We start from the raw sequence: 25,970 nt of genomic DNA on the forward strand, positions 1-25,970 counted from the left end.
ACTGAACTTCGGACACAAGCGAACGTTTTCCGGGGTCCCGGCCACGCCCCCGCACGGGACCCCGCCACAAACGCAGACCCACGTACCCCAAACCCACCCCGGGACCGGGTTCAGCCAGACCGGTACCAGCGCCAGAATCTGAGCGATACCGTAGAAGCCCTTCACTTCCGCGTCTCAGGGAGCCCTCCGATGAGCGACCAGCCGGCCCCCCGCCTGCAACTGGATCAGGCAACCGCAGACTCGGTGCGCGCCTACGCGGCCCGCACCCGGGCCAGCGCCGACCGGTTCGCCGCCGTCCTGGAGGACATCGCCACCAACGGCCTGCCCTCCGTGGAGGACAGCACGCCCTGGGAAGACCTGCGCGAACGCCAGCTCGCGCGCCTCGCCGCACAGCGCCCGGCCGTCGCCTGATGCCGAACCAGCACAGCCCCCGCCGCGCCCGGATCGCCTTCTCGGACTCGGCCGCCAAGCAGGTCGAAGAGATCACCGACGAGGCCGAACTCCACGCCCTGGACCGCACCCTGGTCGTCATCTCGGTCAACCCCGACATCGGCGAACCGATCCCCGGCGACACGACCGGCCCCCGACTGCGCCAGTACGCCGACGAGGTCGAACAGGTCCGGGTCCTGTACTTCGTGACAGCGCTGCGTACGGTCGTGGTCGTCGCCTACATCGAGGTCTGAACTCAGCAGGGCACCCGTCCTGCCTCAGCCAACTAGGATCGCCGCTGACAAGACAGCCCCAAGTACACATCGCGCAGTCAGCGACCGAAGCGACCGAAGCGACTGAGAATCGCTATTTGATGTGACGCGCGGCAGCCGGGCCACGCATCCACGCAGAGATCGGCTCACGTCCTCCTCCGCGCAGACACATCCTGTGTTCAGGCTGCGCCGGGGAAGACGTAAGTCTCGGAGGTAGGTACCGATGATGGGTTCCCCGGACCTGTGGTCTCGCTGGGGACAGTGGCGAAAGTCGGACGCCGACGGGATGAAGGGCGGCGAGGCCCTTGTCCTGGAGCTGAACCGAATCGTCCACTCCTCCGGAATCGCCTCGCCTGTCACCTCCCGCCGAGGACTGGCCGCCCGGCTGCGCTACCTCGACAGTCCCGCCGGCCGCGCTGAGCTACAGGCACAGGGCGTCTCATCGCGCACGATCCGCACGTGGATGAAGGACAAGGGAAAGATCTCCCCGACCTCAGTCAGCCGCGAGCGGATCGATGCCGCGTACTGGCATCGCCGTCGGGAGAACCTGATCCGTTCTGGCTGGCTGACCCGTCACCTGGACAATGACGGTCGCGGACGCCGTATGGAGATCTATCCCGTGGACCAGACCCGCGTCGAGGCGAAGTACCGCAGGGACCTGAACACCCGCTCCATCACCGTCCGCTACATCTGGGGCGACCTGGTCGATGCCTGGGCCGCTCGTGACGCGAACCTCGTGGACGAGATCTGGGACGACGTCATCTCTGATCTCGACTCCGACTACAACGCGTACGCGTACGTCTCCTCAGTCGGTATCAGCGCGTGACCACCGCCCGAGAGGTTCAGACCCACACGGCCAGAGTTCTGTTCCCCGCATCTGGGGGAGCGGGATGCAGGTGACTTCCAGAAGCCGGGTTCGCCTGGTCTGCTTCGTACCTGTGTGATGCAGCCCGGCTGGGAACCCCGCACGAGCGGGGTCCGTCCGTCTGGAGTGTCAGAGCCGTGGGGCATGCTCGTGGGTATGAACGAGGACGCCTTCTGGCAGTTGATCGAGGAGTGCAGGCCTTCGGGTCCGGACCCTGATGCCGAGCTGCTTGTGGCTGGGATGACCGAGCGTCTTGCCCGGTCCCCGTTGTCGTTGGTGATCGGCTTTGCCGAGCAGCTGTCCTGGGCGCTGTACCGTTTGGACCGCAAGGAGTACGGACACGATCTCTCCGCGGACGCGTTCCTTTACACACGCGCCGGGGTCGTTGCCGCCGGCCGCGCTGTGTTCGACAGCGTCCTTCAGAATCCTGCGGTCTTCGCCCCCTATGCGGCCGACTCTGTCTGGGCGGAGGGCCTGCTCTACGCACCAGACCGTGCTTATGAACGTATGACCGGCGAGGAGTGGGACCGCGCCACGCGCTACTCGTACGAGTCGTACTCGAACACCGAGGGTTGGGCTGCTTGAACGCCTTCACCGGCACCTGGTACCGGACTCGGGTGCGCTGAGCGCTGCCACGGCCGGCGCGTTGGAGCCGACTCGTACACAAAGCCCGAACACCCGGTTTGCCGGCTTCGGTGAAAGAGGTTCAGAAGTTGGCACTTGTGCAGCTGAGTTGGCACCTTGGCCCCTGACCTTGCGCATGTGGCCTGAGCAACGGAGCAGATCCGGGCCGGTCGGACGTAGGAGTGGGTGGATGGGTGCAGATGTGGAGCGGGAGTGCTGGGAGATACGCCCCGGAGCCGGTGTGGGGCCGTTGCACTTCGGGACGTCTCCAGCCGAGGTAGCCGAGGCACTGCTGGTTGCTGGACCGCAGGAGCGGGTTGGCGGTCCGTATGCGCAGGAGGACTTCCCGGATGGGGTGAAGGCGTTCTACGAGGCGGGCCGGCTCGCCTGCGTCGCACTTGATGCGGTCACCGGTCCGCAAGTCTTCCTGTCCGGCTTCGCGCTGGCAGGGAGCGATCCAGAGCAGGGCCATCAGTTCCTGCTGGACCACGCTGCGGAGCATGGAAACTGGGTGCTTTACACGCCTGACGACTCGGTTTCCCTGACTGATCTCGGGCTTCTTCTGCGTTCGCAGCAGGTCGGGGAAGCCTGCCTTACGCGCCCGCTCTTCGTGAAGGAGGAGTGGCTGGATTCGCAGTACTTCCGAGATCACCTCCCGCTGCAGGCTGTACAAGGCTGATCGCGAGATGAGCTGCGGGTCTCGTGCTCGACGATCTCGGCCAGCAGGGTGTCCAAGGTGCGTACTGATCTTGTTCCGGATGACCTGTGGGAGTGGGTGGCCCCGCTTCTGCCGCCCACTCCCGAACGGCGCCGTCGCCACCCCGGGCGGCTACGCGTTCCCGACCGCATGGCCCTCGCCGGCGTCATGTACGTGCTGCGGACCGGTGTCGCGTGGCGCGATGTCCCTGCCGAGACGGTGGGCTGCTCCGGTGTGACGGCCTGGCGCCGGTTGCGGGTGGCGGATGAGTGCTCTGGTTGGCGGAGCTGAGCATCGTTGCGAGAGGGTGAGCGTGGATGGCGTGGGTGGTGATGGAACTCGTCCTCGAAGATGAGGTGCCTGCAGGATGCTCCGCGGCGGCCGCGGAGCAAGCAGTTCCCGTCGCGGCTGGTGGTCTCCGGTAGTCGTGCGGCCGCGCGTGAACGTGCGGTCGGCTCCGCCCTGTCGGATGGTTATCGGTGATATGTCGGAGGCCAGTGGCAGCGTGGGCGCCAGGTGGCTCCGCCGGGAGCAGCCGCCGCACCCCACGGGAGTTCTCGCCATGTCTCAGATCCCTTCCGCCGCTGACCGCGTGTATCTGGTCACTGGCGGCAACGCAGGTATCGGGTACTTCACCGCCGAGCAGCTGGCCGGTACCGGCGCCACGGTGGTGCTGGGCAGCCGGAGCGCCGCGAGGGCCGAGGCCGCCATGGACGCGATCCGGGCGCGGGTGCCCGGTGCGCGGGTGCGTTCGGTGGGCCTGGACCTCGCCGACCTCGGCTCGCTGCGGAGAACCGCGGATTCCTTGGAGGTGGAGCGCCTCGACGCGGTGGTCCACAACGCCGGCGTCCTCCTCGAAGGGCTGGAGCGGAGGGAGACACGGGACGGCAATGAGTTGCATTTCGGAACGAACCACCTCGGGCACTTCGCGCTCACCCACTGGCTGCTGCCGCTGCTGGAGGCCGCGCCGAGCGCCCGCATCGTGACCGTCGGCAGCTTCGCAGCCAAGTCCGAACGGCTCGACCTGGACGATCTGCAGTCCCGGGCTGGCTATCGGGCCAAGCGCACCTACGGTCGGTCGAAGTTGGCCCAGATGTACTTCGGCCTGGAACTCGACCGCCGACTGCGGGCCGCGGGCAGCACGGTGTCGAGCGTGGTGGTCCACCCTGGCGGTGCGCTGGACTCGCTCACCCCGTCGCGGCCGCCGGTCCATGTACGGAAGGCCAGGGTGGCACTGTGCGGGGCGGCCGCCGCACTTGTTCTCCAGGGCAAGCACGCGGGTGCCCGGCCCGCGGTCCGGGCGGTACTCGACCCCCAGATCGCGGGGGGCGAGCTGTGGGGCCCGCACGTCTTCGGACTGCGGGGTCGGCCGCACCGCGAGCGGCTGTGGGCCCAGCTGGAGGACGCCGAAACGGCATGTCGGCTGTGGGAGGCGAGCACAGCGCTGACCGGCGTCGCGCCTGCCGCCGCCATCTGAAGCACTCAACTCGCCATCTGAAGCATTCAGCCACAGCTACCTGGTCAGAGCCGTATTCGGAGTCAAGAACCGAACCTGCCGCCCGCAAAAAGCCGCGTGCGGCCTCCTGGCGTCCTTTCAGATGCCTGAAGACCACCTCATGCCAGATGCTTCGTGAACGGCGCTCCAGCACCCCATTCTGCGGGTCGCATTTCTCTAGAGATGCACGATTTCTTCGGTTCGTGAGGCTGGGAGGGCGCCTCGCTGGCCTAACGGACCCGGCACTCTCCCAGCCCCTCCCCCCGGCAGGTCAGTCGGTCATCCTGCTGCGCTCGCGCTTCAGGGCCGGCGGGAACACGTGCAAGGCCTCGTTGACGAAGTCGGAACGGCTCGGGAACGCCCATGAGTCGGCGAGCCCGTCGGTCACTTCGAGTTCGTGGGCGGAGGGACGGAAAGACAGCTGCTCACGGTTCTTGACCCTCCCTCGCGCCGGCCGCTGACCGGGTTCCGGTGTCCCGAACAAGCCGTCCGGGTCGTCGTCCTCGTCACCCGCTTCGGCTTGGCGGGCTGCCATCATGCTCAGATGGCCCACGACATAGTGTTCTTCCTCGCCCCTGACGACGAGACCGCCGTTGCGGCGCGCCTGCGGGGACCTGGTGAGGCCTTTGAGTCAGTGACCTGCCGTTTCATTGAGCCGGACAGTGCCATCGCCGAGTGGGACATGTACTTCGAGGAGCCTTCGGCCGAGGCCCCGCTGCTTGAACAGCTCTATGCGTGGCGGCCATGGCCGGAGTGGGTCACTGCCCCGTTGAACGATGGCGTTGAGGTGTTCGCCCTGCCGAAGCGACTGACCCGAGCGCTGGCCAACGCGAGCTCCGCCGAACTTGAAGAGCTGGCAGGCCGCTGGACCGCGCGGCTGTGGTCCGAGGACGGAGACGACATGACCGAAGATGATCTATTGGCGGTCCTGCAGGGAGTTGCCCGGCTCGCGGTGTCTGCGGTGAACACGGGTGGCGGCCTCTACAGCTGGAGCTTCTGACTGCCCGCCTTTGAACGTTCCTCGCGGTTGAGGCCGCTGCACGCCAAGAGCTCGGTCCCGGTGGCGTTGAGCTTCGCTCGAAATGAGCGGCCCGTGAACGCTCTGTGGTCCTCAGCTGTCGCTGTCCTTGACGCCTCCTCGCAGGCCCCACTCATCCAGGCCGGAGTAGATGAACGCGGTGCGGCCCCGCGGAAAGGACAGGGCCTTGGCCTCACCTGTATAGACCGCCACCAGCGAGTCGGCTCCTCGCCACCAGGTGTCGGCCAGTCCCATCACTTCGCGCACCGGCTCGAACCCGTCCAGCACGATGCCATCGACATCGTCGCCGGTGACCTTGATGATCTGCTCCGCCCACATGGACGCGTGGTGGGTCAGCGCGAGCGACTCCACCCAGCCCTCGACGGTGGCATGGAGAGGCACCCACTGACCTGAGTGAATGCCGAACTCGCCAGAAGGCCCGATCATGAACCCGTACGGGACCGCGCTCCTCTGCATCCCAGCCTCGAACCACCAACCTTCAGATTCAGAGCCTTCAGGGGAGTCCGCTTCGAGATACCTCGGGCCGCCGTCGTACTGAGATGCGGGTGGCAGGAGCAGACCGCCCCAGCGCTCCTCATAAGCTGTCATCCGGTCGATGACCGACGCCGGGATGTCTCGCTCAAGCCACCACTGTCTGTGGTCCTCGACGTGCCTGACGTCGACTTTGACTCCGTGCACTTGGACGAACGATCGAGCTCGTCGAGTCAGGCCGTCGGGCACGTCGTTGAAGAGGTTGAGATTCACCAGAAGGACGCTACCCAGTAGCCCAGGGACAGCAGGCTCCGGCCCCCTGTGCCTCCTGCGGCACCGTGTCCCGGTCGAGCTGGAGGCATGGGCCGCATTGCCCTATTCCGCACGCCCGGAAATCGGGACCTGCCGACACTCGCCGGCCGGTTCGGCAAGCGTGGCTACATCGACCACTGCACCGCCGTCCGTGTCGGCCAGGGCGGCAAGATCACGACCGAGCTCTCCGGGCCGGATACCGCGTTGCTGGAGCTCGACGCGGCTCTCCACCGGGCGATCGGCATCAGCGCATCCGAACCTCCGCCGGGATCGCCCAGCTTGCCTTCCGGCAGATCGAGGACGAGCCGGCCCAGCCCGGATACCCGCGGCAGGTCCTGATGTCGCTGTCACGAAGGACTGACGAAGGAGTGAAAGTGATCTCTGTCCGTGAGGCCGAGGTTCTGGCCGGCGATGCGCATGCAGGGCAGACCGACAGGATCGGGGTGTCGTACATCGAGCATGTCCGAGCCGTAGCCGCCGGGCTCAGCCCGTTCGGCGACGAACTCGTCATGGCGGGCCTGCTGCACGACCTCCTGGAAGACACCGATTGGACGGCCCAGCGTCTGCGGGATGCGGGGGTGCCGGACCGGGTCGTCGAGATCGTCGAGGCGGTGACCAACCAGGCGGGGATGTCATACGAGGAGAAGATCCGCCGTATCACCGCGGACCCCGAAGCAACACTCGTGAAGATCGCGGACAACGCCCACAACTCGCACCCGGACCGAGCCTCGCAGCTTCCCGCCGACAAGCGTGAGCGCCTGGCGGCGAAGTACCACTCGGCGCGCGCCGAACTGTGGCCGGCCGCGAAGCGGGCCGACGTCGAGACCATCATCCGCATCGTCAACCCGTCGCTGCTCGGGGAGTTGGACGCCCACTACTGACCGCCCCGGCTCCGCGGGCCGGGGCGAAGCCAGCAAGGCTATGCATTCTCCGGTGATGCGTGATGGATGTGCGGTACCCCGGGACGGCCGCCAGGTCGCCAAACTCAGCCAGCCGCCCCGGGCCTCCCACCCGCTCCCTGTGAAAGCAAAGGGGCCAGCGGCATCGTCCCCCACCACGCAAGGAGCGCAAAGTGACCCTCCGATCCTACTCCGCGATAGCCGGAGGAAGAGGACTGCTTCCTTCAGGGCCGGGCCGGCCTTCACCACCCAGGTCCACCCCATCCCAGACCAGCATGGACTGGACCGGACGAACTGCCTAGAATCTCCGCCCCCGGTCGCTTGAGCACTTCCAATACACCCCTGGCGTCCGGTGGTGTCCCTCATGAGAGACACCACCGGCCAGGCCCCGGCCCGGGGTTCGGGGAGAATCGGCTGGTGAGTACCGTACGACGCCAGCCCCTCGGCCCCGGCCCTGAGATCCCCGAGCCGACCGCCCGCGACCCGCGCGCCCTGACCGCCGCCGAGCGCGCCGCCGCGGGCGAGTGGACCGCCGCCCCCGCTCCCGTGCCGCCGACGGAGCCTCGGCCCGCCCGGCGCCGTCTTGGCGGCAGTCTGGCCGACCCCGGCACCGCGCCAGCTCTGTAGGGCCGGGCGGCAGTCCGCACCCGGCGGCTCCTCCGCCACCTCGCTCAGACACGCGCGAGCGCTCCCCGAAGAGGGTCTGATCCCGGGCGGCACGAGCCCCCGCACGAGTGGTACGGCCGGGTCTTCCCCCTCCCGATGGCGATTCCTGGAAACGGATCTGACCGGAGTTCCGTGAACCCCCAGGCCGATCGCTCGCCGTCTCGCGGCGCGATAGCGTGCGCCTGTGATAAAGCTCGTCCTGGACACTCAGGTCCTCGTGAACTTCCGGCACACGACTTCACAGGCCACGGACAGCACGGCTACCACTGGGTCGACGTGAAGTCCTTCCGGTTCCTCCAGGGCATCCAGGACAGTGACCTGCTGGCGGCGCTCGTTGCGCACGAGCAGTTCCGCGATGACTACGCGGGCGGCGGCGTCGATCCTGAGGGGATGCGCCACGGCCCGTACTGGCTCAAGCACGTCACGGCGCATGCCTACCAGCCGGTTGCCAACACAGAGGCACTCCGCACCCTCCGCAGCTGGGCCGGCCAACACGGTTCCATCCCGGAGTCCCTGGAAGAGACCCTCTCCTCGACCGTGCATGCCCCGATCGACTCGGCCACAAGCTGCTACCACCCCCAGGACCTGGGACACCACAAGTTCCACGACTGGGGCGGCGTGCACACCGACTTCCACGAATACCTCGTCATCGATCAGGACCGGGGTCTGCTGACGCTCCTGGTCGCAGCCGACGACTGAACCCGAGATCGTTCACGAAACTGCGGACAGACCCCTGGAAAGGCTCAGCCCCCTTCGGCGTGGAGGTCCCGCCTCTACGATGGCGTCCGTGGGGGACCTGATAGCGATTTGGCTGGTCATCATCGTCAGCGTCGCCGGTTGTGTAACCGGGGTAGTGCTGATCCGGTCCGATATCGGACTGAAGCGCCGAGGCATACGCGTGGACGCCGAGGTCGTTGGAGTGCGGGAGCACGAAGACGGTGATGGCGACGTGCACTTCTACCCGATCCTTCGTTTCACGCCCCCGGGCGGTGAAACGGTCCGGGGCGAGTCGTACGCCCGTATCAACGAGTACGCGGCCCCGGACACGATCAGCGTGGTGTACGACCCCCGTCACCCCGAAACGTTCAATGAGAGCCCCGGCAGTGGGATCGCCGGCGGCGTTATCGCACTGGCCTTCTGCGGCCCCTGTCTCGGCGCCGGCCTGTGGTGGCTCTTCCACTGACCCGCACGTCCTGTACGTGCGAGGCCCTGCTCAGACGCCGACACCAGGAGCGAGCCGTCAGCGGCAGACAGGGATCGCGCTCAGGAGGCGGTGCTGGCGACGCGGCGCCGGGCGGCCTGCAGCCGGTCACACTCGCGCTGTGACCGGCTGCCCGGAACCGCAGCGAGAGCTCACGGTCACCGGTCACCGCTTCCGGCCGCCTCGTGCAGCCCGTCGGCCGTGACCGATCGTCGCGTGACCGATCCCGTGACCGATGGCCGAAGCCGCCGGTGGCCGATGCCGGACTGAATGACCGGTGACCGATCCAGGGCTCATCGGTCACCGGCCATGACCGGTCCGCGGCAATCGGTCACCCACTCGTCGTGCCCGCACACCCGGTCTCCCGGGCAAGCCGCCGCCGCTGAATCAGGGCAAGCCCCCCCGGGGGGCTTGCCCGGAGTTGCATGGATCGGTCACGAGGGGACTTGCCCACCCCCAGGGGAGGCTTGTCCCATCGGTCACGGACGGCTTGCCCAGGTAGAGGGCAAGCTGCCCGTCTGCACCTTTAGAGGACATCTGATGGATCATGGCGGAGGCGAGTGATGATGGCGGTTCCCGGGTGGCACCTTGATGCGATGCGACCTGGAACCGACGCCACCGAGAACGACCTGCGGCATCTGCTCAATGAGCGGGATCTGATCGGCGTCGCCGACGACGTGCAAGACGAGTACGACTGCATGCTCGCCCCTCTGCTCCAGCGCCTCCGGGGTGGCGCGGACCAGGCGGATGTTGGTGCGTTTCTGCGGCAAGAACTGGAGGATCACTTCGGTCTCGACCCTGTGGGCCTGCGACCGGACGCGATGGCAGTCCGAGTGATCGACTGGTGGGCAACTGTCGGCAGGGCTGATGGCACCAGCTGCGTGTAGCAGCCCCTTCCTCTTCAGACTGTCCACGGGGTGCGGAGGGCGGGAGAGGGGGAGATCAGGTGCCCGACCCTCCGCACCTGTCCGGCCGGTGTCAGCCGGAGATCTGCTTGCGGCCGGAGCCGACGCCGATGGAGATCTTGCGGGGCTTGGCGCGCTCGGCGATCGGGATGCGCAGGGTGAGCACGCCCGCGTCGTAGTCGGCCTGGATGTGCTCGGTGTCGAGGGTGTCGGCGAGCACGATCTGGCGGGAGAAGACGCCCAGCGGCCGCTCGGACAGTTCCATCTGCACGTCGTCGGCCTTCGCCACCGGCCGGCGCTCGGCCTTGACGGTGAGCATGTTCCGCTCGACGTCGATGTCGATCGCGTCCGCGGTGACGCCGGGCAGGTCGAAGGCCACCACGTATTCGTCGCCCTCGCGGTAGGCGTCCATCGGCATCGCCGACGGCTTGGACCAGGTGCCCGGGCCCATCAGCTGCTGTGCCAGCCGGTCCAGCTCACGGAAGGGGTCAGTGCGCATCAACATCGTGAAACACCTCCAGCGGGTTGTAGGTAGTTGCTGCCAATGCGCTGCACTGACACCGTTGTAACATGTCATCCAATGGATGACAAACACTATGTCGTCGACATGATGACGATCCGAGGGAGGTGCCCGTGACCGCAGCAGACCAGCCGTCCACAACCAGCACCGACGCCCACAGCCCGGCGTCCTTTCTCGCCGCCGCGGCGGCCCTTGCCGCCATAGACGACGCCCTGCGCGATGCCCAGCACGAGACCCCCGACACCGTCGGCCCCGGTCCCGAGCAGGCGCTGGCCTCCCTGATGCTGCTGCGGCAGGTGCGCGAGCAGCTCGCCGGATGGGAGACCGGACTGATCGAAACCGCCCGCGACGCGGGCGCCAGCTGGGCCGACCTCGCCTCCCCTCTCGGCGTCGCCAGCCGCCAGGCCGCCGAACGCCGATATCTGCGCGGCCGCCCCGGACCCGCCGGGACCACCGGCGAGCAGCGTGTGACGGCCACCCGCCAGGCTCGGGCCACGAGGCGCACCACCGCCACCTGGGCTCGCGCCAACGCCGCCGATCTGCGCGGCCTCGCCGGCCAGATCACCGCCCTCACCGACCTGCCAGCAGCCGCCCGCCGCCCCCTCGACGAGCTCCACGCGGCCCTCGCCCACGACGATCCCGCCGACCTCGTCACCCCCCTGACCGCCACCCGCCCCTACCTGGCCGCTGGCCACCCCGACCTCGCCGCCCGGCTCGACACCCTCACACCCCCCTGACCCCACCCGTTGTCGCAAGGCATGAACCGTTCCGACTTTCCTGCCGGTGGTTTGCTGACCGGTTGCGATCTCTCGATTTCGTGTCAGCGGGGTGAGCGGCAGCGGTGGTCCTGCTTCGTGCTGAGCTCGGGTACTGGCCAGGGTGGTGTTCTACCGGTCGTGTTCACTGTCACGGAGGGGAGGGAGCAGGGCCTGTCCGCTGTCAGCCGGTGAGAGATGGGCAGGTTGCGCACTGACACGAAAGCGAGAGATCGCACCGTGGGTACTCGGGCGTGTCGCGTGCCGTTGTGCCGTGCTTGTTCACCTGTGACAAGGCGCTCGGGAGCAGGTGACAATCCAGCGCATGGATGACGCGTTCACGCTCCTTCGGCAGGCGGTCGACCTTCTGCCCCCGGGTGCCGTAGCAGAGAACGGCCAGACGGTCGCAGACGTTCGCAGGGACATCCAGCTCCAGGAGTGGGAGACGGCGCTCGATGTGCTCATCGAGATCGCGGACGTCCATCCGGCATCCATCGCCTTGTGGGAGAAGCTTGCCGAAGCCGCTCGGCAGATGATGCTCGACCGCAGCCGCCGTTGGTGCGAGTGGCGGGGCTGGGAGGTCGAGCACGGCACGATCCGTGCGAGTTTGACCCTGCTGGGAGCTGATGAGGGCGGGCGCCAGAGTGCCTTCTCAGGGGACGGCCGGCTCAGGCCTCTGTGGGACATCGGGCGCCGCACCGCAGCTGGACAGCAAGATCTGAACATTGCGATGGTTTGGGTGGAGTTCGCACCGCAGCTCGGCCCGGGAGGGACCGCCGACGTTCGCCTGGCTCCTCTGCAGCCCGAGCAATGGCAGCACCTGAAGCCCGGTGACGTGATCACCATGCACGAGGCCCAACCCGCCGCCGGCATCGCCGAAATCGTCGAGGCCCTGCCGCCTCGCGCCTGAGGCCACCGGCTTTGTTCGCCGAGCAGGCTGACTGGAGTCCCCACGCTGGTCCGCAGCCGACGTGGCGGCGGACCAGCCAAGCCCCATGACCGGCGTCGTTCCCCGAGCGTGAACGACGCTCGTTCTTGCCACTTCGTGCCGTCGTGCACGATGAGTTCCACCGACGAGACGTGAGAGGTGAAGGAGAGTCTGCCTGCCAGGTCGGCCTCGATGTCTTTCAGGGCGGCATCTTCCTGACCTTGAGCGATAGTCAGGTGCACCCAGCGGGCCTGCTTCCCGCGCCTGTGGGGTCCGGCGTGGAGGAGGGGTGTCCGGTTTGCCGGTTTCGGTGAAAGTGGTTCGGATAGTGTTGTTCGTGGGATAGAACCGCAGGTCACGGAGTGTGCTCCCCGCCTCCGCGGGGGATGGTCCGACCGCCGCCTGGCTCCCCGCCTACTCCAACGTCGTGCTCCCCGCGCCCGCGGGGATGGTCTCTTCAAGCTGTCGTCACTGTGGTCGTTGCCCGGGCTGCTTCCCGCTTGTGTGGGGGTGGGCTCTGGCGGGTGGTTTGTGGTTGTTCAGTTCTGGTGGGTGTCGTGGGTGATGTGGTTGGTGATGGCTGTGGCTTGTTCGGGGCATGCGTTCAGCCCTGTGTGGAGGTGGTTTTGTACGGCCTGGGCGAGGCTGGCGCGTACTGCGGCGCCGGCCAGCATGCCGCGCGTGGAGCCGGAGAACTCGGGTCGGTCCAGTTTCACCGGTATGACCGCCGCCAGACCGCCGGTGATCTGGGCGGCGCTGAGATCGGGCGCTGCCTCCGGCAGGAGTCGCCGCCCCGCAGGTGCGTGTTGACCGGGGCCGCCACGCCGTCGGGGAACCCTGTCATGTGCGTGCTGTCGTGGGGTGTGGGCTCGCTGTTGGCGTAGCTGTGGAGCCTTTCCTCGTGGAAGCGGCGCCACCACAGGGCGATCTCGAACGTTCCTGCGATCTGGGGGGCCTCCTGCTGGAAGCCGATGATGTCCGGGCGGACGGGCGCTCCTGCGTGCGTGTCGGGAAACGCTGCTTTCGACCTGGACAGAGCCATCACCGGGCGCCGGCATCACCAGGCGCCGCGGAAGGGCGGCGCCGCGGGCGCCGGGCCGAGCGTGGTCGTGCCCGGCATCGCCTGATGGCCGAGGCCGGTGCGATATACGTCGAGCGCGGCCTCCGTGCGGCCCGTACGCCGCAGCAGATCGCCCAGCAGCCTGCATATATCTGCCAGATCGCCCGCCGCTCCGCTGCGCTCCAGCAGGGCCAGGGCCAGCATGTAGTGTTCCTCGGCGCGCTCGTCCGCGCCCTCCTCCTCGGCGATCAACCCCAACAGCCGACGGGCGCCCGCGGCGTGGACGGCGCCGCGTCCGTCGCCGAGGCCCGCACCGAGCTCCAGCAGCCGGGACAGCAGGGCCACCGCCTCCTCACGTTTCCCCCGTCGACGCAGCACATCGGCCAGTTCGACCTCGACCTGCGCGGCGTACAGGGCGGCACGGCGGGCGGCGAGCATCTCGCGGGCGGTGCGCAGCTCGCGCTCGGCGCCCTCCAGGTCCCCGTTCTGGGCGTGCACATAGCCGCGCATCCAGTGGCAGTGGGCCAGCTCGGTGCGGGTCTGCAGCTGCTGGTAGAGGTCCTGCGCCTTGGCGAGTGAGGCGTCGGCCTCGGCGACCCGTCCCTCGGCGAGCAGGGTGCGCGCCACGCTGCGGTGCATGCCGGCGACCAGGCCCGGGTCGGAGACCTGCGGAGTCAGGGCCAGGGCGAGTTCGGCGGCCTGGGCGGCCCGGGCGTGCGCGCCCATGTCCATGTACGGGCCGATGGAGGACGCGTACAGCAGCATCAGGGCATCCGGGTCGTGCAGGCCCTGGGCGTTCAGTTCGTCGAGCGCGGTCTCCAGGACGTAACAGGCGTACCGCAGTTCACCGGCGAGCAGGTGCGCGACGGCCCGACCGCGCAGGGCGCGGACCCGGCGGGGGAGCGGCGCGCCGACCGATGCGAGGAGTCGCTCCGCCGACTCGAAGTGCTCTCGGGCGGAGTTCAGTTCGCCGCTCTCCAGGGCGCATTCGCCGAGCCCGGTGAGCGCGTCGGCCCGCTCGGGTTCCAGGGCGAGTTCCTCGGCCTCGGCGAGCAGTTCCCGGTAGCGGGCGGCCGCCTCGCCGAGGGTGCCGGTGGCGAGCAGGCGGCGGGCGTCGGTGAGGGCGAGGCGCAGCTCGGTGGCGAGCCGGGCGGGGCGGCCGGTGGTCAGCTCCTCGTAGGTGGTGTCGAGCCGCTCGGCCAGGAAGCGCAGAGCGGTCTCGGAGGGGCGTACCCTGCCGGATTCCAATGTGGAGATGTACGCGGCCGTGTAGGCGGGCTCGGCCAGTTGCCGCTGCGTCAGGCCTCGTTCGGCGCGCAGGCGCTGTACGCGCTGTCCGATGACTGCCGGTTCGTCCATGGTGCGTTCCTCTTCTGCGGTTTCACATCCGCAAGAGCATTGTGCGGCACTGGCAGAGAGCCCTATGTTAAGCGTCCTGTTAAACACATTGATACATGCACTTAAGATGCTTGTCCTGGGGAGAGATTGTTGCGCCCGTCGTCCATACGCAGATCAATGGCGGCGGCCACGATGGCCGCCGCCGTCATGACCGCCCTCGCCGTCACCCCCGGCTCCGCTTCCGCGGGCGCCGGACCGGAGACGACCGGGCGGGTCAAGGTCGAGATACCCGGCCACGAACACGTCGAAAGCGGTCAGCACGGGCACCACGAGGCCGGCTCCGGCTACACCTGGGTGCCATCCGCCCGCAAAGCCCCTACCACCGCCCCGCTCTCTGAGGCCGAGACCCGGGCCGACAGCGATGTCACCAAGGTCGTCGACAACGGCCCCACCGCCGACCGCCTCGACGTGGTCATCGTCGGCGACGGCTACACCGCCGCCGAACTGGACCAGTTCCACGTCGATGCCAAGGAGAAGTGGGCCGAGGTGACGGCCGTCGAGCCCTACACCACCTACCAGAACCTCTTCAACGTCTGGACCGTCGACGCCGTCTCGAACGACTCCGGAGTCTCCGGCGACCCGGGCCGGGACGTCGTCAAGGACACCGCCCTCGGCTCGTACTTCTGGTGCGACGGCATCGAGCGGCTGCTCTGCATCGACGAGCAGAAGGTCGACTCGTACGTGGCCAAGGCTCCCGAGGCCGACCTCGTCATCGTCCTGTCCAACAGCACCAAGTACGGCGGCGCCGGCTACAACACGCCCAGCAAGAAGCTCGGTTACGAGGGCATCTCCACCGCCTCCGCCCGCAACGACCGGTCCGGCCAGGTCGCCATCCACGAGACCGGCCACTCGCTCGGCAAGCTCGCCGACGAGTACTTCTACCCCGGCTACCCCGGATACGAGCAGTACACCGGCGCGGAGCCCGCAGAATCCAACATCTCCACCCTGAGCGCGGACGCCATCGGCGTCCAGCGGACCAAGTGGTACCGCTGGCTCGGCGAGACCTCTCCCGACGGCGGCACGGTCGGCGCGCACCAGGGCGGCGGCTACTACGTGACCGGCCTCAACCGGCCCACCGACGCCTCGATCATGCGGGTGCTCGGCAAGCCCTTCAACCTCCCCGGCCGCGAAGCGATGATCGCCGGCTTCTACCGCCACGCCTCCGTCGCGACCCCCCTTACCCCCACCGACCGCACGCTGCGCCAGCTCGACACCGCGCGCGTCAAGGTGCCGCGGCTGGCGGGCGAGCAGCAGCAGCTCGACGTCCAGTGGTACCTCGACGGCAAGCCGCTGACCGCTCAGGCGGGCCGGACCGCCGTGCCCGTCGCCGCGCTCCACCTGGACTCGCGGGACCTCCGCAGCCACAGCCTCACCGTCATCGTCACCGACCGCACCGACGCCGTGCGCGACCCGGCGATCGCCGCGACCGTCCAGGACCAGCAGTCCTGGACGGTCCGACACTGACCCCAGGGCCACCAGGATGTGGAGGCCGCCTTGCGGGCGGCCTCCACAACCACCGTCAGCCCGTCACCGGCGTGCAGGCGCCGGAACGCATTGAGCTCTACCGCCTCCAGCGGCAAGACCACCGGGGACTAGGACACTGCGTCACCGATCACGGCCGTCTGCACACGCCGCTTGTCCAACACCATGCAACCTCCCGGGGACCACTGGGCGGTTCCGCCCCACCTGGTCGGCAGCTCGTGCTGTCGACTGCCACCGGGGGCGACTGCTCCGCGCTCCCGCGGGGATGGTCCCGGGGGCTCGGGGCATGTGGGGGTGCGTCGTTTGCTGGTCCCTGCTTGTATGCCGGTGGCCCGATGGGGCGTGTCCGGAAGCGGCGTGCCACCAGATGAGGACACCGCCGCCGATGCTCTGTGCGCGTTCAGCGGCTGTTTCGATGTTCTGCAGGCGCTGCGAGATCTGCCTTACGTACTCCGCATGCGATGTGGATGGATCGGTGCTCGGCGCTACGGCTTCGAGGTTGTTCCGGATTACGGCGCATTCGGCCAGGAGACCGACCACATGGTCTGGGAAGACGGTCAGGTCCTCATTCGCCAGGACGGGAAAGAAGCTCGCTCCGAGTGAGCGGACGGCCTCGGATCCCCACACGGAGGTACGCCAGCTTTCGAAGCCCGCGAGGTCCGAACAACCCTCAGGAACATCCAGCACGTCGATCTTCCCGTTGCCGCCGACGACGAATACATCTACAGACAGGCTCATGACCTCAGCCGATCACGACCGCGGAACGGCGGTCCATCAGGTATCACTTCCGGTCAGGCAAGGGTGTCTGGTCTGTCGGTTTCGGCGAATGTGGTTCGGATGATGTTGTGTGTGGGGGATAGAACTGCAGGCTGCTCCCTGCTCGCGCAGGCATGGTCCCGGGCCGGCCATCGCGAGGTCGAGGCCAGGAGCTGCTCCCCGTTGGCGCGGGGATGGTCCCACCACCCAATCCGGCTGGGTCACCCTCGGCATCTGCTCCCTGCCTGCGCGGGATGGTCCCCACGGTCATGTCCGGCATGGTCAACAGGTTTGCTACTCCCCGCTCGTGCGGGGCTGGTTTCAGCGATCGCCCCCTCGCCTTGGTCCGGGAGGCTCTCAGGCTGTTGTCCCAGGTGCGTGGGGATGGTCCCTCCGCGGCGCCGTCCCGGCTGGTGTGCTGGTCTGCTTCGTCTTCGCCCGACGCCCGTGGTCGCTGCTCTCTGATCGCGGGAATAGCTAGCCGCTGGCTGACCGCGCGAACTGCTCCCGTTTACGCGGGGGAGTTGTTGGTGGGCCGGCTTGTCAATTCCAACCATCGATGCAGATCCGGACCACCGCCGACCGCCTCCCGCCGGCTCTCACCGCCCAAGCAGCCGAGTGCCGAGCGACAGGCCTCCACGCATCAACAACTGTCTCTTTTCATCCGTACGCGGGTAGGGACGTTCACGCATACGCCGACACCAGGTCAGCCTCCGCCAGCCCGCCGCCGTGATCGAGGCGTCCACGTGCACGGTACGCGCCGACTGGCGGCCAGCGCTGTGCGTGGACACCACGGGCACCAGGTCAGTGAGCTCTTTCAGAGTGACCACCGATCGGGTGACGGGCCAGCGTTCCGCAACGCATGAGGTTCCCGTGCCGTTGAGAGAGGCGTTCAACATCTCAACTCATCAGCACAGGATCCTCATTGATTACCCGCCCTGCCGCACTCGACCTGCCGCACGCCCTGGTCGAGTGGGTATCCATGCTGATCGTCACCCGTGAGGGTGACCGCCGCTGCAAGCTGCCGCCCCACCAGCGCGCCCTCGTCGGCCTGGTCTACCTGCGCCGCCACGACACGCTTGCGCAGATCGCCGCCGGCTTCGGCATATCCGTCGGCACCGCCCACGCCTACGTCACGGCTGTCGTCAATCACCTGTCCCGACGGGCGCCCGGCCTGCTGCGTGTCCTACGCGAGACTGATCCTGATCACGTCTTACTCGACGGGACGCTCGCCGAGTGCGACCGGGTCGGAGACAGCCGGAGCGACTTCTCGCAGAAGCACCGTCGCCACGGCGTGAACGTGCAGGTCATCGCCGACCCCGCAGGCAAACTGCTGTGGATCTCACCTGCGCTGCCCGGCCGCACCCACGACCTGACTGCGGCCCGCACCCACCGCATCATCCGGATCTGCGAACGCCAGGGCGTCCCCGTCCTCGCCGACCGCGCCTATATCGGGGCCGGCCCCTGGGTGACCACACCCATCAGACGGCTCCCGAACCGGGACCTCACCATGACCCAGCGAACGATCAACCGGGCCCTGTCGGCGGCACGGGCACCGGTCGAACGAAGCATCGCAAGGCTGAAGTCCTGGCAGATCTTCCGCCGGGCCCGCTGCAGCCCCAATCGCATGACCGTCATCGCCGCAGCCATCCTCACCCTGGAACGTCAATGCTGATGACTCTCATTGTCGTTCCAGGGTGAGGACGGATGGGCAACGGCCGTCGTCCAGTCGGAAACCGCCTCACGACCAGACAAGCCGACCTTCGGAGAACGGACTGACCTGGGAGCTTCCACCGGCGATCCTCGTCAGTGTCTCCGCCACAGAGTCGAAATACTGGGCCATCGATTCGTACTCGCCTGTGACCGTGGGGTCACCCACGAACCAGCGCCCGACACGCCCGTCCCGCACATCGATGAACTTTCCCCTCCAGCCGTCCTGGTCCGACAGGAACGGGATCCACTCGTTGCGCCAGAACGGATAGTCCGGCTGGTCCGGCGGGTCGAATCCGCAGGGCGTGGAGCGGTTCGCGTAGAGCCTCTCCATCGCCCGGATGCCCAGGAAGAAGATTCCCTCGTCGGGGAACCCCTCGAAGCCGCAACATTGCACGTCGTCGTCGAAATCTTCTTCCGGCAGATCCAGATTGTTCTGCAACAGCCAGGTCCGCAGGTCCCCGTGCAGGGTGATCCCCATCCGTTTTTCGGCGGCCGCGAGCATCTGCTCCGTAGCGGGCCCGGGCAGATCCGCGTGATCGGCCGGCGCGTGCTCCCGAAGAAGACTCATCACACGCGACCAACTCTCAGCCACACTCATCGCCCTCTGTCCTCTCTCCAGGGATGCCTCCGTCCGACGACGCCACTGCGGAGGTCGGGAAGTACCGGCCGGAGAACCTTGCAGGGATGGTACTTCGAGCGTGCGTTCTATTCCTCCCCGCGATCGTCTTCCTCTCCGAAGCGCGGAGCCAGCTCCTCAGCGAAGTGACCGCCTGCGGCCTTTCACAGACAACCCACCGTGCCCGGCGGGCCCAGCCGAGCAGCTTCCAGGGCTCAAGCGAGGACCATGGCGTCACCCTGAAGTGGCGAAGCTGAAAATGCTCAGTCTTTCGCTTCGTTGGGCATCACTTTGGTGACCTTGCCCGTGGGATCGGCTTCGATGCGGCCGCCCTGGCTGTAGGCGTTCGAGACGTAGACCGACATGTGCTTCGGGTCGCCGAAGGTCGGGTCGTCGCCCGTGACAAGCAGATACCGCGTCGAGATGTCCTTGACGTTCAATTCCTTGTCCGCCCGTTTCAACAGGGCGGGAAGAACGTCCCAGTTGAACTCGTCCATGCTGAACGGGCTGTCCATGGGGCCAACGCTGCCGCTGATGATCCCCTTTTCGGCGCCGCTCCCGGGACGGTAGGTCCAGTTGTCGTAGCGGCTCTTGCTGCCCTTGACCATGACCTGGGCCGAGACGTATTCCGGGTAGACCGTGAGGTCGCACACCTGGTTTGTGCCCGTGGCCTCTTTCAGCGCCTTCAGCGCCGTGCGGATGCCATCCGGGGTCAGCAGGTTCTGCGCCGCCGGCTCCCCGATGTCGTCACCTGTGTTCTCAGGCGCATCTGCCGTTCTCGAGGCGCTGGGTGCACCAGTGCGGGAGCCGGACGTGGTCGGGCCGGGGGACTGGGCGCCCTGCTCCTTGGAACCGCCGAAGCCGGGGACGAGAGTCCAGGCGAGGAGGCCTGCAAGCACCGTCGCGGCGACGGAGGAGCCGATGGCGATCCCACGGACACGACGCCGGGCCTGTTCGGCGTGCCCTCGCTCGTGCGACCCGCGCGGAGCGATCCGCGGCACGCCGTCCCACGGGTCCCGGCCCGGCGTGGGATGGGCGGTGGGACCGACCGGATAGGGCGTCGGCCTGGCGGAGGGGTGGGGCGTCCCGTCGGACGGCCACGGCGTCGCCGGGCCGAAGCCAGGCACGGGCGGGGTCGCCGATGCAGGTGCGGTGGCCGTCGCGGGCGGGGCGAGGTGGTACGAGGTGGACCTGGCGGCGCCCGGGACCGTGCCGGGGGACGTGTCTTTGGCGGCTGCGGCGAGGAGCGCGTCCAGACCGGCGGCGTCGGGCCGCGCCGTCGGGTCCTTGACGAGAACGGCGGACAGCGCTGTTGCGAGCACTCCTGCCCGGCGCGGCGGCGGCAGTGGCTCGCTGAGGACCGCTGCCAGTGTGGCCAGCGTGGATCCCCTGCGCAGCGGGTGCGCGCCTTCCACGGCGACGTACAGCAGCATCGCGAGTGACCACAGGTCGGACGCGGGGCCGCCCTCGTCACCAGAGATGCGCTCAGGCGCCATGTAGTCGGGGGTTCCGATGATGGATCCGGTCGCGGTCAGTGCGGTCGACTCCCGGATGGCGGCGATGCCGAAGTCGGTGAGCACGGGACGGCCGTCAGGCCGCAGCAGCACGTTGGCTGGCTTCACGTCCCGGTGCTGGATGCCGACGTCGTGCGCGGCCCGCAGTGCGGCAAGCAGTTCGCGTCCGAGTCTGGCCGCGGCGACGGGTTCCATCGGCCCGATTGCCAACTGGTCCGCGAGCGAGCCGCCGGTCACCAGTTCCATGACGAGCCAGGGGTAGGTGTCTTCGCCGGCGTCCACGATGTGGTGGATGGTCACGACACCGGGGTGTTCGACCCGAGCGAGCGCCTGCGCCTCGCGTAGCACCCGGTCGCGCAGCATGCGAGCCGCCTGCGGGTCGTAATCGGCGAGCCCCGGGTCGGGTGGGCGCACCTCCTTGAGGGCCACGGCCCGGTCGAGCACGATGTCCCTCGCACGCCACACCGTGCCCATCCCACCGCCGCCGAGCCGCGTCTGGAGCTCGAAACGGCCGTCGATCACCCGTCTGCCGGGCTCCCCGTCGTTCATGGGCGGGAGCCTACGCGGCGTCGGTGACATGCCGCAGAGCGGACGGCGGATTGTGCCCCCACTTCTCTCCTTGGCGACCCTTGACGATGGGCCGGTCATCGGGGTGTGTTGGTCGCGTCACTACGGGTGTGATCCGCACTGGCCTTGACCAGCAGCGACAAGTCCCGGCGATTTCTCACAGTGGAGCGAAGGCCCGTCCGGTACAGACGACTGCCGTCGAGCAGGCCAGGGCAATGACGGCGCTGGGGCTGATGGTGGTCGAGGCTCCGATGGGGGGACCGGTTGAGGTTAGGCCTTGGAGAGGCCGATGCCGGTGATGAAGGCGTGGGCGAGGGCGATGGGGCCGGTGACGCGGAGGTGGCCTTCGTAGGTGGCGGTGTCGATGCTGACTTTGGTGGCGCCGGTCTTGATGCCTGCTTCGATGGTGAGGTCTTTGGTGAAGACGTGCTTGTTCGGGCGGGCGATGCGGATGCCGGGGATGGGCGTGGTGGCTGGTTCGGCGTCGGTGAAGGGGAAGATCCCGGGTGCCGGGTTGGCGGTGTCGGGGATGGGCAGGGGTTCGAAGCCGTGCTTGGAGGCTCGGCTGGTCGAAGTCCTCACCTGGCCGCTGACCGGCACGCCGCCCACCCCTCTACGTGCCGTGCCCGCGCCACGTCATGCCCGACGCGGCCCCGTGCCCGCAAGCCCGGAGCTGCCTCCAGGCGACCGACAGCGATTCTTCGCCCGGATGCGCGATACGTTCGAGCATGCCCGGGACCCGCAGCTTTTCCTGCTGCGCCAGCAAGCCCTCAGATCTACCCAATCACCAGGTCATTGTGAAGAGAGCCCTTAGCCGGGCACGTTCGTCCGTACCTGGCTGAGCACGTTCATGGCTCTGGCAAGAATTTCGTAGCCGAAGATCATCTCGATGACACGGTCAGCCGGTCCGCGTAGCGGGCAGCCTGTCGTTGTGCTCTGTTGAACTGGCGAGACTGCTGCCACAGTTGCTCGATGTGCTGGTCGTCTCGGTTGATGTCTCTGACACTGGTGTGGCGGTTTACGCCCGTACGAGGTCCGGTGTTCCGGGGGAATGTACGGGATGCGGTCGACTCAGCCAGTGGTGCCACAGCCGCTACGTACGGCACCTCGCCGACGTCACTCTCGCCGGCCGGCCTGTGCGCATCGACTTGTCCGTACGCCGTCTGTACTGCGAGAACGTGATGTGTCTGAAGAAGACCTTCGCTGAACAGGTGACGGTGCTGACCGTGCGCTATCAACGGCGGACACCGCAGTTGCAGCGCCTGGTGGAGGACGTCGGCGTGGTGCTGGCGGGCCGGGGCGGCGCCCGGGTGCTGCGGATCTTGAACATCCGGCTCTCGCGGTGCACCGTCCTGTCCCAGCTGATGCGGGTGCCTCTTCCGCCGCTGGTGACGCCCCGGGTGCTGGGGGTGGACGACTTCGCACTCTACGGCGACACCTACGGCACCCTCCTGGTCGACGCCACCACCCGTCTCCCGCTCACCCTCTGGGAAGGACGCGACGCCGAACAGCTCAGCCGGTGGCTCCGCGAGCACCCCGGTGTCGAGGTCGCCTGCCGCGACGGCTCCCTCACCTACCGGCAGGGCATCGCGGGCGGCGCCCCCGGTGCGGTGCAGGTCAGCGACCGTTTCCATCTCTGGCAGGGCCTTTCCCGCCGCGTCCAGGACATCGCCTCCGCCCACCGCGGTTGTCTGGCCGCAGCACTTCCCCCGGTCGGCGAGAGCGGTCCCGCACCAGCCGAGGAGGCCGCCGAGAACACCGCGGCCGACACCCGGGCCGCACGGCACGCCCGAAGACTGTTCGGGGCTGTTCAAACCCTGACCCGCACCGGCCGGAGCCACAGCTCCGTGGCCCGCGAGCTCGGCCTGGACCGTCGTACGGTCGGCAAGTACGCCCGGGCCCGCACCTGGCAGGAGGTGATGCGCCGACCGCCCCGCAAGCCCTCCACCCTGGACCCCTACCTCGACTACCTGCAACAACGCTGGGACGAAGGCCAGCACAGCGCGAAAATCCTGCACGAGGAACTCCAGACCAAGGGCTACCTCGGCCACTGCCAGCGCGTGAAGATGGCCGTCGCACCTCTCAGGCGGGGCCTACCCCTGGACGAACCACGCGAACGGCCGCCATCCCCACGCGAAGCCGCCCGCTGGATCACCACCCACCCGCACCGACGAAACCTCCACATCAATGACCGCCTGCCCCGGCTCCTCGACCACTGCCCGGAACTGAGGCAGACTCACGACCTGGTCCGACAGTTCGCCGCCATGCTCGGCAACCGCGACTCGGCGCCCCTCCCGGGCTGGCTGAACGACCTCGCAGACAGCGGCCTGGCCCCTCTCGTCGGCCTCGCCGGAGCCCTTCGCGAAGACCAGCACGCCGTCGCACAGGGAATCACCACCCCATACAACTCCGGCGTCAACGAAGGCCGCATCACCGACGTCAAGCTGCAGAAACGCCTGATGGCCGGTCGCTCCGGCGTCCCTCTCCTCCGTCACCGCGTCGTTCTGATCGCCCACATCCGCCGCCGCTACGCGGACCGGCTGACCGTGTCACCGAGGTGATCTTCGACTACGAAATTCTTGCCAGAGCCACTTCAACGAGTACGCCGACAAGTGGGGTCGGAAATACCCGGCGATCGTGCGGCTTTGGGAGAACGCCTGTGCCGAGTTCGTGCCCTTCCTCCAGTTCGACACCGAGATACGGCGGATCGTCTGCACTACCAACGCGATCGAGTCCGTGAACGCGCGGATCCGCAAGGCCGTCCGTGCCCGCGGACATTTTCCGAACGAGCAGGCCGCCCTGAAGTGTGTCTACATGGCCATCATGAGCTTGGACCCCACCGGCCAGGGACGCAAACGCTGGACCCAGCGATGGAAGGCCCGCACTCAACGCCTTCGATATCACCTTCGACGGCCGCCTCTCAGCCGCCCGCCGCTGAATCCCCAACAACTCCAGAACCACCGTTCACTGGACAGACCCTCACCCGGCGGCATGGTCCCTGGCATGCGCAAGGGCTTCCTGTCGGGGCGGGGGTGGGTCTTGCGACGTCTACGAGGCGTCGCGGCGGTCTGTTCCCTGCGCTTGTGTGGGGATGGTTGGTGTTCTGGTCGCTTGGGTCGCTGTGTGGTGTGGGTGTGGTGAGTGTCGGCCGGTCTGGGGAGCGTGCCTGCGGTCTGCTTGCCGCCGGGCTTGTCACCGGGCTTGCCACGGCTGCCCCCGCCCGTTACGGGGACGGTCCGGTGGTCCTGTGGTCCTGTGGTCTTGTGGTGGGACCATGCCGCGGGCCGCTGTTCCCCGCTCTTGGGGGATGGCCGCACGGTTCACCGTATCGGTGGTAGTTCCTGCTTGCTTCCGGTGCCTGTGGGGATGCCCCTTGTGGGCGCCCTTGCCTGTGGAGGTACCCCGCTGGCCTGTGTGGGCGGCCTGGTCTCGTGCCGTACCGCTTGTCTTGTCCAGCAGCCCCACACCGACTGCTCGCTGTCGGTGTGGGGCTGTGTGGGATGGGGTGGGTGGGTGATGCGGTTTCCGTATGCGGGGTGGTGTATGGCGTATGCGTTTTCTGTATGCGGGGTGGGGTCAGGCGGGGCCCCGGGGCTGTTGTGCGGCAGGCGGGTGTGTGACTGCCTGTCGTGTCCTGGGCCGGCGGGGGAGAGCCGCAGGCTCTCGTTCCTCTGTTGCCGCCGGCTTTCCCGCGCCCAGGGCGGCCTGTTCTGCGGCTTGCTGCCCGGCCCCGTCTGATCGGCGGTGCGATGGCGTCCCCCTCGCTGCGCCCTGCGCCCCTGTTGTCTGATGTTTCTGACCCTCCTGCAGGACCTGTGGGGCCCGGTGCCGGAGAAACTGTCTTGCCCGTGTTCCTGGGGTGTGGTGAGCGTGGTCCTGAGAGCCTCTCAGGCTGTTTTCCCAGGTGGATGGGTGGGCTGGGAGCTGTGAGGGATGGACTGACCATGGCTCTTGCACAGGGGCGGCTGTGATGTCGAGGGGGCAGACCATCCCCGGTCCGGCGGCGAGTCGTATGACGTGCGGATGCCCGGCCGGCAGTGGTCCCTGTTGCTGCGCCTTGCCCTTGTGGAGCGTGGGCGGTTTCGGTGTCTGTGGCGACCGTGATCCTGCGTTGGGTCCGGTGGTGCGGGTGGGGCTGGCGTCTCTCCTCGGGCCCGGTGGGTGTGGGGGAGGGGGTGTGTGGTGGTTCGTCTGATGCGCTTTCTGTATGGGGTGTTGGTGTGGCGTCAGGAGAGGTCCCCTGTCGGTGTTTTGCGTTTTCGTCATATAAGGGAAGTTTTTTGGCAGTTGATGGTGTCTGTTGGTGTTTGCGGTTTTCGCATGTCCGGTTCGGCGCCGAGGTCGTCCCGTAGTCGATCATGAAGCGGTCTAGACAACTTGGTTTCGGCGGATTCTCTACGCATCACGCAGGGTGATGCCTTTCCGTCGTCCTTATAGACCCTGGAAGACCACTCCACTGGTGTGCGCCGCGACCGCCCGCATATGGCCGACATGCTTCCGCCGGCCCCGCAGGGGCCCTAACCCACTCACCGCACCCTGCCCACTGACACCCAATCAACTACCAAGCAAACAAACCAACTTACCAGCACCACGCCCCGCCGCAGGCGGGTGCTCCACCACGAACAACCCCCCACCCCACACCCGCACCCCTCAACCCAACCTCACCACTCCGCAGTCACCGCAGGTGGCTGCCCCTCAGCCAGCCCAGCCCAGCGCCGCGCAGCGGCGCAGCGCCCTTGGAGTGACGCAGTCACTCCGCGTCGTGTCTCCGCAGGAGACCGCGCGC

General features: G+C 67.8%; 27 protein-coding genes and 2 pseudogenes. 21 read left to right on the top strand and 8 right to left on the bottom strand.

Annotated features, from left to right (window positions below; genetic code table 11):
* The first annotated feature begins 189 nt into the window (after window positions 1-189).
* From ACFYX3_RS25160 to ACFYX3_RS25190, 7 genes and pseudogenes are all read left to right on the top strand, one after another.
* Entirely contained in the window at window positions 190-411 is a 222-nt protein-coding gene (locus ACFYX3_RS25160; RefSeq protein WP_389017398.1) for a hypothetical protein, read from the top strand.
* Window positions 411-683 carry a hypothetical protein gene (locus tag ACFYX3_RS25165; protein ID WP_389017401.1) on the top strand — a complete coding sequence of 91 codons (273 nt, stop codon included), beginning with the start codon at window positions 411-413 and terminating at the stop codon, window positions 681-683. Before ACFYX3_RS25160 ends, ACFYX3_RS25165 begins: the two co-directional genes overlap by 1 nt.
* Before the next feature lie 241 nt (window positions 684-924).
* Window positions 925-1,527, top strand: coding sequence for a hypothetical protein (locus ACFYX3_RS25170; RefSeq protein ID WP_389017403.1), 603 nt, complete (start codon window positions 925-927; stop codon window positions 1,525-1,527).
* A gap of 195 nt (window positions 1,528-1,722) precedes the next feature.
* Window positions 1,723-2,151 carry a DUF4240 domain-containing protein gene (locus ACFYX3_RS25175; protein ID WP_389017406.1) on the top strand — a complete coding sequence of 143 codons (429 nt, stop codon included), beginning with the start codon at window positions 1,723-1,725 and terminating at the stop codon, window positions 2,149-2,151.
* Between the two features lie 229 nt (window positions 2,152-2,380).
* Entirely contained in the window at window positions 2,381-2,869 is a 489-nt protein-coding gene (locus tag ACFYX3_RS25180) for a hypothetical protein (RefSeq protein WP_389017409.1), read from the top strand.
* Window positions 2,870-2,917: 48 nt separating this feature from the next.
* Window positions 2,918-3,142 (top strand): annotated as a pseudogene (locus ACFYX3_RS25185) (transposase); the annotation flags it as partial.
* A 307-nt stretch (window positions 3,143-3,449) separates the two neighbouring features.
* Window positions 3,450-4,364 carry an SDR family NAD(P)-dependent oxidoreductase gene (locus ACFYX3_RS25190; RefSeq protein ID WP_389017412.1) on the top strand — a complete coding sequence of 305 codons (915 nt, stop codon included), beginning with the start codon at window positions 3,450-3,452 and terminating at the stop codon, window positions 4,362-4,364.
* Between the two features lie 289 nt (window positions 4,365-4,653).
* Here the strand turns inward: ACFYX3_RS25190 and ACFYX3_RS25195 are convergent, their stop codons facing one another.
* Window positions 4,654-4,935, bottom strand: coding sequence for a hypothetical protein (locus tag ACFYX3_RS25195; RefSeq protein ID WP_389017415.1), 282 nt, complete (start codon window positions 4,933-4,935; stop codon window positions 4,654-4,656).
* Here ACFYX3_RS25195 and ACFYX3_RS25200 point away from each other — a divergent pair.
* Complete coding sequence (locus ACFYX3_RS25200) at window positions 4,927-5,382, top strand: hypothetical protein (protein ID WP_389017418.1); 456 nt, start codon at window positions 4,927-4,929, stop codon at window positions 5,380-5,382. The two genes, ACFYX3_RS25195 and ACFYX3_RS25200, sit on opposite strands and share 9 nt — an antisense overlap.
* Window positions 5,383-5,493: 111 nt before the next feature.
* Here the strand turns inward: ACFYX3_RS25200 and ACFYX3_RS25205 are convergent, their stop codons facing one another.
* On the bottom strand, window positions 5,494-6,165 hold the full coding sequence (locus tag ACFYX3_RS25205) for a hypothetical protein (protein WP_389017421.1): 672 nt from the start codon (window positions 6,163-6,165) through the stop codon (window positions 5,494-5,496).
* A gap of 87 nt (window positions 6,166-6,252) precedes the next feature.
* Here ACFYX3_RS25205 and ACFYX3_RS25210 point away from each other — a divergent pair, with 87 nt between their 5' ends.
* The 6 genes from ACFYX3_RS25210 to ACFYX3_RS25235 all read left to right on the top strand — a co-directional run bounded on the left by ACFYX3_RS25210 (window position 6,253) and on the right by ACFYX3_RS25235 (window position 9,857).
* Window positions 6,253-6,543: a hypothetical protein gene (locus ACFYX3_RS25210; RefSeq protein ID WP_389017424.1), complete on the top strand. Its 291-nt coding sequence runs from the start codon at window positions 6,253-6,255 to the stop codon at window positions 6,541-6,543.
* A gap of 35 nt (window positions 6,544-6,578) precedes the next feature.
* A complete protein-coding gene (locus ACFYX3_RS25215; RefSeq protein ID WP_389017428.1) occupies window positions 6,579-7,085 on the top strand; it encodes an HD domain-containing protein in 507 nt (168 codons plus the stop codon).
* A gap of 435 nt (window positions 7,086-7,520) precedes the next feature.
* Entirely contained in the window at window positions 7,521-7,730 is a 210-nt protein-coding gene (locus tag ACFYX3_RS25220; protein WP_389017431.1) for a hypothetical protein, read from the top strand.
* A 315-nt stretch (window positions 7,731-8,045) separates the two neighbouring features.
* A complete protein-coding gene (locus tag ACFYX3_RS25225; RefSeq protein WP_389017434.1) occupies window positions 8,046-8,468 on the top strand; it encodes a hypothetical protein in 423 nt (140 codons plus the stop codon).
* An 88-nt stretch (window positions 8,469-8,556) separates the two neighbouring features.
* Window positions 8,557-8,952 (top strand): DUF3592 domain-containing protein, encoded by a 396-nt coding sequence (locus tag ACFYX3_RS25230; RefSeq protein ID WP_389017437.1) that lies wholly within the window; start codon window positions 8,557-8,559, stop codon window positions 8,950-8,952.
* Between the two features lie 614 nt (window positions 8,953-9,566).
* Window positions 9,567-9,857 carry a hypothetical protein gene (locus tag ACFYX3_RS25235; RefSeq protein WP_389017440.1) on the top strand — a complete coding sequence of 97 codons (291 nt, stop codon included), beginning with the start codon at window positions 9,567-9,569 and terminating at the stop codon, window positions 9,855-9,857.
* A gap of 91 nt (window positions 9,858-9,948) precedes the next feature.
* Here the strand turns inward: ACFYX3_RS25235 and ACFYX3_RS25240 are convergent, their stop codons facing one another.
* Complete coding sequence (locus ACFYX3_RS25240) at window positions 9,949-10,380, bottom strand: Hsp20/alpha crystallin family protein (protein WP_389017443.1); 432 nt, start codon at window positions 10,378-10,380, stop codon at window positions 9,949-9,951.
* A 128-nt stretch (window positions 10,381-10,508) separates the two neighbouring features.
* Here ACFYX3_RS25240 and ACFYX3_RS25245 point away from each other — a divergent pair, with 128 nt between their 5' ends.
* Together ACFYX3_RS25245 and ACFYX3_RS25250 are read left to right on the top strand one after the other, a co-directional pair.
* Window positions 10,509-11,132, top strand: coding sequence for a type III effector protein (locus ACFYX3_RS25245; RefSeq protein WP_389017446.1), 624 nt, complete (start codon window positions 10,509-10,511; stop codon window positions 11,130-11,132).
* A gap of 343 nt (window positions 11,133-11,475) precedes the next feature.
* Entirely contained in the window at window positions 11,476-12,060 is a 585-nt protein-coding gene (locus ACFYX3_RS25250) for a hypothetical protein (protein ID WP_389017449.1), read from the top strand.
* Between the two features lie 557 nt (window positions 12,061-12,617).
* On the opposite strand, the gene ACFYX3_RS25255 is transcribed toward ACFYX3_RS25250, so the two are convergent.
* Together ACFYX3_RS25255 and ACFYX3_RS25260 are read right to left on the bottom strand one after the other, a co-directional pair.
* Window positions 12,618-13,136 carry a hypothetical protein gene (locus ACFYX3_RS25255; RefSeq protein ID WP_389017452.1) on the bottom strand — a complete coding sequence of 173 codons (519 nt, stop codon included), beginning with the start codon at window positions 13,134-13,136 and terminating at the stop codon, window positions 12,618-12,620.
* Window positions 13,136-14,497 carry a tetratricopeptide repeat protein gene (locus ACFYX3_RS25260; protein WP_389017455.1) on the bottom strand — a complete coding sequence of 454 codons (1,362 nt, stop codon included), beginning with the start codon at window positions 14,495-14,497 and terminating at the stop codon, window positions 13,136-13,138. The genes ACFYX3_RS25255 and ACFYX3_RS25260 overlap by 1 nt, the downstream gene beginning before the upstream one ends.
* Window positions 14,498-14,653: 156 nt before the next feature.
* On the opposite strand from ACFYX3_RS25260, the gene ACFYX3_RS25265 reads away from it, so the two are divergent.
* From ACFYX3_RS25265 to ACFYX3_RS25275, 3 genes are all read left to right on the top strand, one after another.
* Window positions 14,654-16,000, top strand: a complete 1,347-nt coding sequence (locus ACFYX3_RS25265) for a M64 family metallopeptidase (RefSeq protein WP_389017458.1) — start codon at window positions 14,654-14,656, stop codon at window positions 15,998-16,000.
* 339 nt (window positions 16,001-16,339) lie between these two features.
* Window positions 16,340-16,621, top strand: coding sequence for a hypothetical protein (locus ACFYX3_RS25270; RefSeq protein WP_389017461.1), 282 nt, complete (start codon window positions 16,340-16,342; stop codon window positions 16,619-16,621).
* Window positions 16,622-17,699: 1,078 nt separating this feature from the next.
* Window positions 17,700-18,449 (top strand): transposase family protein, encoded by a 750-nt coding sequence (locus ACFYX3_RS25275; protein WP_389017464.1) that lies wholly within the window; start codon window positions 17,700-17,702, stop codon window positions 18,447-18,449.
* Window positions 18,450-18,515: 66 nt separating this feature from the next.
* Here ACFYX3_RS25275 and ACFYX3_RS25280 read toward each other — a convergent pair whose 3' ends face one another.
* The 3 genes from ACFYX3_RS25280 to ACFYX3_RS25290 form a co-directional block, all read right to left on the bottom strand.
* Window positions 18,516-19,085: an SMI1/KNR4 family protein gene (locus ACFYX3_RS25280; protein WP_389017467.1), complete on the bottom strand. Its 570-nt coding sequence runs from the start codon at window positions 19,083-19,085 to the stop codon at window positions 18,516-18,518.
* Window positions 19,086-19,366: 281 nt separating this feature from the next.
* Complete coding sequence (locus ACFYX3_RS25285; RefSeq protein WP_389017470.1) at window positions 19,367-21,166, bottom strand: protein kinase; 1,800 nt, start codon at window positions 21,164-21,166, stop codon at window positions 19,367-19,369.
* 288 nt (window positions 21,167-21,454) lie between these two features.
* A complete protein-coding gene (locus tag ACFYX3_RS25290; protein WP_389017473.1) occupies window positions 21,455-21,784 on the bottom strand; it encodes a type I-E CRISPR-associated protein Cas6/Cse3/CasE in 330 nt (109 codons plus the stop codon).
* A 374-nt stretch (window positions 21,785-22,158) separates the two neighbouring features.
* Between ACFYX3_RS25290 and ACFYX3_RS25295 the strand changes: the two genes are divergently transcribed.
* Together ACFYX3_RS25295 and ACFYX3_RS25300 are read left to right on the top strand one after the other, a co-directional pair.
* Window positions 22,159-23,745 (top strand): ISL3 family transposase, encoded by a 1,587-nt coding sequence (locus ACFYX3_RS25295; protein WP_389017495.1) that lies wholly within the window; start codon window positions 22,159-22,161, stop codon window positions 23,743-23,745.
* 43 nt (window positions 23,746-23,788) lie between these two features.
* A pseudogene (locus tag ACFYX3_RS25300) lies at window positions 23,789-24,122 on the top strand (transposase); the annotation flags it as partial.
* Window positions 24,123-25,970: the final 1,848 nt, after the last annotated feature.

This window comes from Streptomyces sp. NPDC002463 (genome assembly GCF_042889835.1).
Classification (GTDB): domain Bacteria; phylum Actinomycetota; class Actinomycetes; order Streptomycetales; family Streptomycetaceae; genus Streptomyces; species Streptomyces nymphaeiformis.